The 6,953-nt window shown below is 66.4% G+C and carries 9 protein-coding genes and 1 pseudogene; 2 read left to right on the forward strand and 8 right to left on the reverse strand.

Annotated elements, in window-relative coordinates; genetic code table 11:
- The 3 genes from ELR45_RS37145 to ELR45_RS07260 all read right to left on the reverse strand — a co-directional run.
- Window positions 1–1,175 (reverse strand): ABC transporter permease (locus ELR45_RS37145; RefSeq protein WP_205856183.1); only part of this gene is annotated, 1,175 nt, incomplete at its 3' end.
- A complete protein-coding gene (locus tag ELR45_RS07255; protein ID WP_129665066.1) occupies window positions 1,172–1,966 on the reverse strand; it encodes an ABC transporter ATP-binding protein in 795 nt (264 codons plus the stop codon). The genes ELR45_RS37145 and ELR45_RS07255, both read right to left, overlap by 4 nt.
- A gap of 234 nt (window positions 1,967–2,200) precedes the next feature.
- The gene (locus ELR45_RS07260) at window positions 2,201–2,446 is read right to left on the reverse strand and encodes a hypothetical protein (RefSeq protein WP_129664690.1); all 246 of its coding nucleotides are present in this window, start codon (window positions 2,444–2,446) and stop codon (window positions 2,201–2,203) included.
- Window positions 2,447–2,529: 83 nt separating this feature from the next.
- Between ELR45_RS07260 and ELR45_RS34770 the strand changes: the two genes are divergently transcribed.
- A complete protein-coding gene (locus ELR45_RS34770) occupies window positions 2,530–2,688 on the forward strand; it encodes a hypothetical protein (protein ID WP_165367562.1) in 159 nt (52 codons plus the stop codon).
- Here the strand turns inward: ELR45_RS34770 and ELR45_RS07265 are convergent.
- Complete coding sequence (locus tag ELR45_RS07265; protein WP_129664692.1) at window positions 2,675–3,379, reverse strand: Abi family protein; 705 nt, start codon at window positions 3,377–3,379, stop codon at window positions 2,675–2,677. The two genes, ELR45_RS34770 and ELR45_RS07265, sit on opposite strands and share 14 nt — an antisense overlap.
- A 358-nt stretch (window positions 3,380–3,737) precedes the next feature.
- On the opposite strand from ELR45_RS07265, the gene ELR45_RS07270 reads away from it, so the two are divergent.
- Window positions 3,738–4,076: a hypothetical protein gene (locus tag ELR45_RS07270; protein ID WP_129664694.1), complete on the forward strand. Its 339-nt coding sequence runs from the start codon at window positions 3,738–3,740 to the stop codon at window positions 4,074–4,076.
- Between the two features lie 6 nt (window positions 4,077–4,082).
- On the opposite strand, the gene ELR45_RS07275 is transcribed toward ELR45_RS07270, so the two are convergent.
- The 4 genes and pseudogenes from ELR45_RS07275 to ELR45_RS37150 all read right to left on the reverse strand — a co-directional run.
- Window positions 4,083–4,358, reverse strand: coding sequence for a DUF2277 domain-containing protein (locus ELR45_RS07275; RefSeq protein ID WP_129664696.1), 276 nt, complete (start codon window positions 4,356–4,358; stop codon window positions 4,083–4,085).
- Window positions 4,359–4,432: 74 nt separating this feature from the next.
- On the reverse strand, window positions 4,433–5,617 hold the full coding sequence (locus tag ELR45_RS07280) for a winged helix DNA-binding domain-containing protein (RefSeq protein WP_129664698.1): 1,185 nt from the start codon (window positions 5,615–5,617) through the stop codon (window positions 4,433–4,435).
- A 556-nt stretch (window positions 5,618–6,173) separates the two neighbouring features.
- Window positions 6,174–6,518 (reverse strand): hypothetical protein, encoded by a 345-nt coding sequence (locus ELR45_RS07285; RefSeq protein WP_129664700.1) that lies wholly within the window; start codon window positions 6,516–6,518, stop codon window positions 6,174–6,176.
- 183 nt (window positions 6,519–6,701) lie between these two features.
- Window positions 6,702–6,953: pseudogene (locus tag ELR45_RS37150) on the reverse strand (TetR/AcrR family transcriptional regulator); the annotation flags it as partial.

Below are 6,953 nucleotides of genomic sequence, written 5' to 3' on the forward strand. Positions count from 1 at the left end.
GCGGTCCGGGCCGTACGAGCCCGCGCGTTGAGTACGGCCAGCCGGCCTGACAGACCGGACACCGCCCGTAGCGGCCACTGCAGGACGACCGTCATGACCTTCGTCAGGGCCGGGCTCAGCAGCGCCAACCCGATGGCCCAGAGGATGACCGCGGGGCCGGCCGTGCTCGCGGCGAGCGGGCCGCTCATGACGGTGACGGTCACGATTCCCAGCGCGACGCCACCGGCGATGAAGAGCAGCGCGAAGAACACCCGCCAGAATCCCAGCAGCCTGCCCTCCAGGGAGACCTCGGCGAGGGCCTGGACCGGCCGGGTGGCCGCCGCTCGCCGTCCGGCGACCAAGGCGCCGCCTACAGCCGCGATCACCGACGCGCCGATCGCCGACACCGTCGGTATCCATCCTTGATGGAACTCCACCCCGGACGTGACGACGCCGCTGTCGGACATCCGGTCGAAGATGAACCTCCCGAGAAGCCGGCCCGGGAAATAGGCCAGGGACGTCGCGATCGCCGCGAGGACGAGGGTCTCGCCCAGGACCATCCGGCGCAGCTGACCGGGCGTCGAGCCCACCGCACGCAGCAACGCCATCTCTCGTCGGCGTTGCTGTATCGACAGGGCGAGCATCGAGGCGACGCCGAACATCGAGACCATGATCGCCAACCCGCCGAAGACGCCGGCCAGCGAGATGATGTCTTCGCTCTTCGCCTGTGCCTCCGGCAGCTGTGCCAGCCCTCGCTTGTCACCGACCAGCGTGACTGCGGTGGTGCCGTCCAGTTCGGCGTCGATCTGCTCCCGGAGTTCGCTGAGATCGGCATCCGGCCCGGCCACCACGCCGATGGCGTCCACCGTGTTCGCCGGCGGCTCGCCCTCGAAGATGTGCTCCTCGGTCTCCTGCACGCCCGGCAGAGCGGAGATCGTGTCCGTCAGTTCGGAATCCACCCGGACCCGCTCCAGCAGGATCGTCGAGTCGTCGTCGCCAGGGACGTCGTAACGCTGGTCCCCGGCGACGACGATGTCGGCCCCGGCCAGCTGCTGTGGCGGAACGGCTGTGCGGATGCCCGTCTCCATCAGGCCACCGCAGCCCATCACGATCGCCGAGCCGAGGAACATGGCAATGAATGCCGCAGTGAAGGCACCCTTTCGGAAGCGCAGGGTACGCAGCGCGAGACGTATCATCGGTGCGGCCCTCCAACGGCAGCTGCGGCGTGGGACGTGCCGTCGTCGGCCCAGGCGCCCAGGTGGGTCATCCGCTCGGCCACGGCGTCCGCCGTCGGCGAGTACAGCTCGCCGACGAGCCGCCCGTCGGCCAGGAACAGGACCCGGTCGGCATAGGACGCGGCGACCGGATCGTGGGTCACCATCACGATCGTCTGCTGTGTCGCCTGTACCGAATGACGCAGCAGGCTGAGCACGTCGCGGGCGGTCCGCGTGTCCAGCGCACCCGTGGGCTCGTCGGCGAAGATGACCGCCGGTTCGGTGATGAGCGCCCGTGCGATGGCGACCCGCTGCTGCTGACCGCCGGACAGCTCGGCCGGGCGGTGTTTGCTCCGCTCTTCCAGCCCCACCTGGCGGAGCACCTCGGCCACCCGCGCCTTGCCTGGCCGGTGCCCGGCCAGCTGCAACGGCAGAGTCACGTTCTGCCGCACCGTCAGCGCCGGCAGCAGGTTGAAGGCCTGAAAGATGAAACCGATGCGCTTGCGCCGCAGCTTCGTCAGCTGGGTCTCGTTCATCTTGCTGAGCTCTTGGCCCTCCAGGAGAACCGAGCCCGAACTCGGCCTGTCCAGCCCGGCGGCGCACTGCAGCAGCGTGCTCTTACCGGAGCCCGACGGGCCCATGACGGCGGTGAACGTGCCCCGGCCGAACCCTGTCGTCACTCCGTCGAGCGCAACGACCTCGTTGCCGCGCTTGCCGTAGACCTTGCGCACGTCCGCCAGCCGCACGGCTTCGATATTGCCGCTGTCCGTGATGTACACGATGCACCGCTTCCCGCTCCGTCACACCCGTTGTGTGACCTCGGGAATGACGCTACGGAGTGCACGGCACCGGCCCCATGGCGCGAGCCAGTGAACTGGGGGTGGGGACAGCCCCACCCGGCCCGTTCCGGTCGGCCCCGAAGCCGACGGGTCGGCGGCCCACCGGGGTCACCGATGTTGCGTCCTGCGCGATGTTGCCCGGGCGCGCCCTGCGCAGGGCGCTGTGCGTCAGGTGGCGGGGCGGTGGTGTTCGAGCAGGCGGTAGGCGAGGTTGGTGCCGACGTCGCGGATGCCGGAGAGTAGGAACGTGCCGGTCCGGTCGTCGTCGAGGCCCGCATCCAGCTCCCATCCGCGTCGCCTCGTGGTGAGCCGGAACGGCATGGTGGCCGGCCTGGCGGCCCGACCGGCATATAGCATGGCCTGCCCAGCGCCATAGCGCACATCTCTGGCATCAGCACGAACGCCATCACGCATGTTGTGACAACAGGTATTCTGTGTCGTCATACTGTGGAACTCACCGCCTTGAATCGCAGACAGGTAGGTGCAGAGGAGTGGCGATGATGAACCAGGATGCCGGCGACGAAGATGTCGCCGACCATGATCAGCGACGTGGCGGACCTGTCGCGAAGGTGTCGGATGTCCGCGAGGTGATCGACCCGCACGACCAGGTCGACCCGGACGACGACGGTGACGGCCCGCTGATCATGGCATGGTGAACAGCTCCGTATCCTCTCGATTGGGATTCACCGTGGGCCATGTTGACATCACGGACGGAACGCGGCTGTTGAATATGACCCATCTGCGCAACGCCGGATCGATGTAGCCGAGCAGCTCGCAGATGTCGTCCCAACGATCGTTCAGCGGCTCGGTCCAGATTCGCTGGCGATGGGCAATCCCGTTTCTCAGCCGATGCAGCTGCTGTACCGGCTGCTCGATGGTTGTCCGTGACCGGCCTGGGGCGTAGGGGAATCCATCGGCGAGATCCGGCCACAGGGTGGTGGCGTATCTCTTGGCGAGGAGGAACCGCCAGAAGCCGAACGGAAGTTCACTGATCGTCTGCCCGTCAGAGGGCTCCTTGTTGTTCCGCCATATACGCTCGCGTGCTCGCGCTATGTCGTTTCGACGCTTCGCTTCGAGTTCCTGGGCCGGATCGTCCAGCCACGAGCCGTCGCGGCTCAGGCGACCATGACGCAGTTCGAGCTGGTCGGCGACGCTATTGCGGAGTGCCACTTCCACGTGTCCGAGCGATTCCCACATGGCGCCAGAAATCTGACTGTTCCACTCATAGAGAGCGATTGCGTCGATGGCTTCTCCTTGGCACGAGGCGAGGTAACCATGAAGGCGACGCGGGCTGAGGCATCGATACAGGACGGGGGCGATCGAGCGCGCGTTTGGTAGTACTGTCATTGTTCTGGTACCTTTTGTTAAACACCCCGGAACGGTCCCTGGTAGCCCAGTTGGGCAGGCCAAACCGCCGGGGTTCTGTCGTTTCGGGCGCTCTTATCTGCGGATGGCTGGCTTGGTGCCGCCGCCCTCGGGCTACTGCAAAGGAAACGCGGCCATGTCGAATTGATCATGCCTACAGAATAGGCCATGAATGGCACGCTCTATTCATCAAGCCCGGCTAGACAATGCGGCTGCGTTCTGGCGATATATGCCGCGCCCTACCGCTCTCGCATGATTGGTACGTGCGGATTATATGTTTACGTGTCTTGAACCAATTCATGCGCGCACCCAGGCACAGGGAAACACATAATGAGACCACATGAATGAGCAGAATCCGACGCCGGAACACCACGGTGACCATGCCGAGGACCACGGCCCCGAACAATACTTCGCATGGATCTGTGACGGCAGCCTCTTGGTGACGATGACGCGGCACAACCCGACCGTCATTGACCTCGTCAACGCCTGGAAGACCAACGGGGAGGGCGACCACGACACGGCCGATTACGACACGGTCGACCGTGAGCTGGCGGAGCATCACTTCCGACGGGTGAGTGAATGGAAGCCGACCCGGCTCGGCACGTCATTGTCCAGCGATCGGGAGCACGTCTTCCCATGCGCCGTCGTCGTCGACGCAGAGGAGGGGGAGAAGCCCTGAGTCTTCTCAGCTGGCTGCGGCGACGCGTGCCTGGTACCGGGCGCGGGCCTTCTCGGCCTCCGCTTCGCGATCCCGCGGCGGCGCCGCCGTCGTGAGAGAGTCGAGCAGACGCTGCGTGGCCTCGGTGATCTCCTCGACAGCGCGGTCGAAGGCTTCCTGGTTGGCGCGCGATGGCTTGCGGGTCCCGGCGAGCTTCCGCACGTACTGCAGCGAGGCGTCGGCGACCTCGTCCGGGGTAGCGGGAGGCGCAAGGTTGTGGAGTGGCTTGATGTTGCGGCACATGGTTCGAGCCTAAACCGGATCGCCCGCTCAGCCCAGCCTCGGGAGGTCGCGGTTAGTTCGGGCGAGGTAGGGGGCTAGGCGGTGAGCTCGATCTCCAGGGGTGTGCGGAACGAGGGGACGACGGTGGCCCCGGCGAGCCGATCCTGCAGGCCGGAGGCGATCTTGGCGACGGCAGTGTCCGCCTCGGCGCCGACGTCTTCCAACAGCCGCCAGACGATCTCCCCGTCCTTCATTCCCCAGCCGCCGACGATGCGCCCGTCCCACCATACGGTCGGGCCGATGTTGCCGTTGCGGTCGAACAGACGCTCCCGGTGCGGACCCAGGTAGAAGTCGCGTTGCTGCCATCCCATCGGCGTCGGGTCCAAGGCCGGCAGCAGGGCAGCCGACGGCTCGACCGGCTCGTCCGGCGCGACATCGTCAGCAAGCACGACGCCGCTCACACCGTCCATGTCGACGTCGACCGTGTCGATCTCGGCCAGTACCTTCCGGGTGGACCCGAGCGTCCACCCGGTCCACCATTTCAGATCCGCGACGGTGGCCGGGCCGAACGCACGCAGCCAGGAACGGGCCAGCGCAATCCGCGCCTGGAGCTCGGGCACCTCTGGCATTCCGTCCGGCCAGAGCTCCCGGGCCGCGGTCCAGCGGTGCATCCGGGACAGCCAAGTGCCGCCTGGGCGTCCGCGCACGATCCGCCCGTCGGCGCCCATCAGCGTCAGCACTCGACTCGTTAAAGCTTGCTTGACGTCCCATTTTTTCTCAGTCGTGGGCAAGATGGCGGTGCGCAGCCGCGGCTCGTCCGCAGAGAGCTCGTTCGCGAACGCCTCGCCGCGGGTTATCAGCGCCTGCTCGGTAGCGTCCTCTACATCGGCTAGCCACGCCTCGACGTCGCCGTCGATAGCCGGCTCAGTGGGGAGTGTCTGCAGATTCTTCACCAGCTGGCGACGGAGCCGGGCGCCGATCTCGACCCCGGTGCCGCTGTGCACGATGGGCGCGAACTCGGTCGGCGCGACGAACATGGTCCGGCGCATCCCGATTATTTTGACCAGCGACCGGTCGTCGTACATCGCCGCGGCGACATCCGCCAGCGACGCGTCCGGGCAGCGCGCGAGCGCGGACAGGTAGACGGTGGCGGGGTCAGTGGCATGCAGAACGACGACGCCGCTGGTCGCCTCGACCACGGACGACGCGGCGCTCTCGGGAGCCAGGCCGTGGCGACGCACCAGCCGTGCGCGTCGCTGCTCTGCGCTGACGCTCAACACGGAGCCAGCGTACTCGCGCGGTCCGACACACGGCCGGCGAGCGCCGGTACGCGGATAGTCAAGTGAAGGTTCCCCCGGGGCCTGGCCGGTGATGTGGTCGATGTGCCCGGGATGCAGGTTTCTCGTCTGCCTCCTGCACCCCGCAGAGCCAGCGGGACAACCCTGTGCCTGCCACGACGTCAGCCAGAGTTGTGCGCCTAGCTATGAACCCCAGAAGATTCTCCACTCCGGGGAGTCCATAGGCTCATGCTCGCGGTCATCGCCGAGGTGTGCGTCGATATGCCGCAGGAGATGTTGACTCAAGGCCTGCGCATTCTCGGATTCATGTTCGGCGGCTATCTCCTCACACACAACAGACACGCGGGAGCCATAGAAGTAGGTACGGCTCTTGTAGCGGCGTCGCGCACCCGGCGACGGATGGCTCTCCTCAGTATGTCCTGTTGATCGCCAGGCACGCCGACTACCTCGGCAGAGCCGAACCTGAGGACGAGATCAGCAGCGAACTGGCTGACCAAGGGTATCCGCTCGTCGTCACGTGGTTTGGGAAGGCGCCGACTTATCGAGGCGAGGCAGAGCCGGCACGCGTCGGTGCGTAGGCAGGTTGCTCGTCCTCGAACAATGGACCGCCTTCTCCGGGGAACATGAACTCCCAGAGGTATCCGCAGAGTGTCGTGTCTTCCCAGCGGGGTGCCAGCAAGGCTTCGCGATCGTAGTTCTGGAGCGTCGGAGCCGGAACCTCGAAGGGTTCGTCCAGGATGAAATCGTCTAAGGCGGGGCGGCCTCGTTCCAACCCCGTACATTCGCCGGTCGCATGGACCGCTTGCCCACATCTGGTGCCGGTCAGGAGCAGCGCTGCTCCCGCAACGGTGATGATGTTCGCGCCGTGGAGGCCATCGCTCATGAACCCATTGTTGACGAGACATCGCCGAAATGGCGATGGTTGGAATGAAACATGCGTTGGGCTTCCCCGCTACACGGCGCGCGACGGCGCGGCGCATGGTCGCGCCGCCCACAGATAATGGTGGCCTCGAATGTGGGCAGCGCTGGGCCGCCTGCAGCGCCAGCCGCTACCACCGACCCGAGGTCAGGCTGGGGGAAGGCCGAGCACACCACGGGCGGTTCGCTCGGCAAGCCGGACATCGTGCGGCGCGCGCCCGCTGGCTCCGATCCCCACGGCTTCGATCGCGTACAAGAACGCTTCCCGGGTGTCGGCAACGGGCGGCCCGGGCGGAATCGAACCATTCTTGCGGCCGGCCCTGATGAGCTGATCGACTTGTGTATCGGTCTTGCCGATGGCGGCGGCAAGGGCGCGGCGGATCGGATGGTCTTGTCGGCC

Source organism: Phytoactinopolyspora endophytica, assembly GCF_004138495.1.
Taxonomy (GTDB): Bacteria; Actinomycetota; Actinomycetes; order Jiangellales; family Jiangellaceae; genus Phytoactinopolyspora; species Phytoactinopolyspora endophytica.

Coding starts and splice junctions, on each gene's coding strand:
- ELR45_RS07260 (WP_129664690.1), bottom strand. CDS start 2,446: ATGCGTGATGGCGTTCGTGCTGATGCCAGAGATGTGCGCTATGGCGCT.
- ELR45_RS34770 (WP_165367562.1), top strand. CDS start 2,530: ATGATGAACCAGGATGCCGGCGACGAAGATGTCGCCGACCATGATCAG.
- ELR45_RS07265 (WP_129664692.1), bottom strand. CDS start 3,379: ATGACAGTACTACCAAACGCGCGCTCGATCGCCCCCGTCCTGTATCGA.
- ELR45_RS07270 (WP_129664694.1), top strand. CDS start 3,738: ATGAATGAGCAGAATCCGACGCCGGAACACCACGGTGACCATGCCGAG.
- ELR45_RS07275 (WP_129664696.1), bottom strand. CDS start 4,358: ATGTGCCGCAACATCAAGCCACTCCACAACCTTGCGCCTCCCGCTACC.
- ELR45_RS07285 (WP_129664700.1), bottom strand. CDS start 6,518: ATGAGCGATGGCCTCCACGGCGCGAACATCATCACCGTTGCGGGAGCA.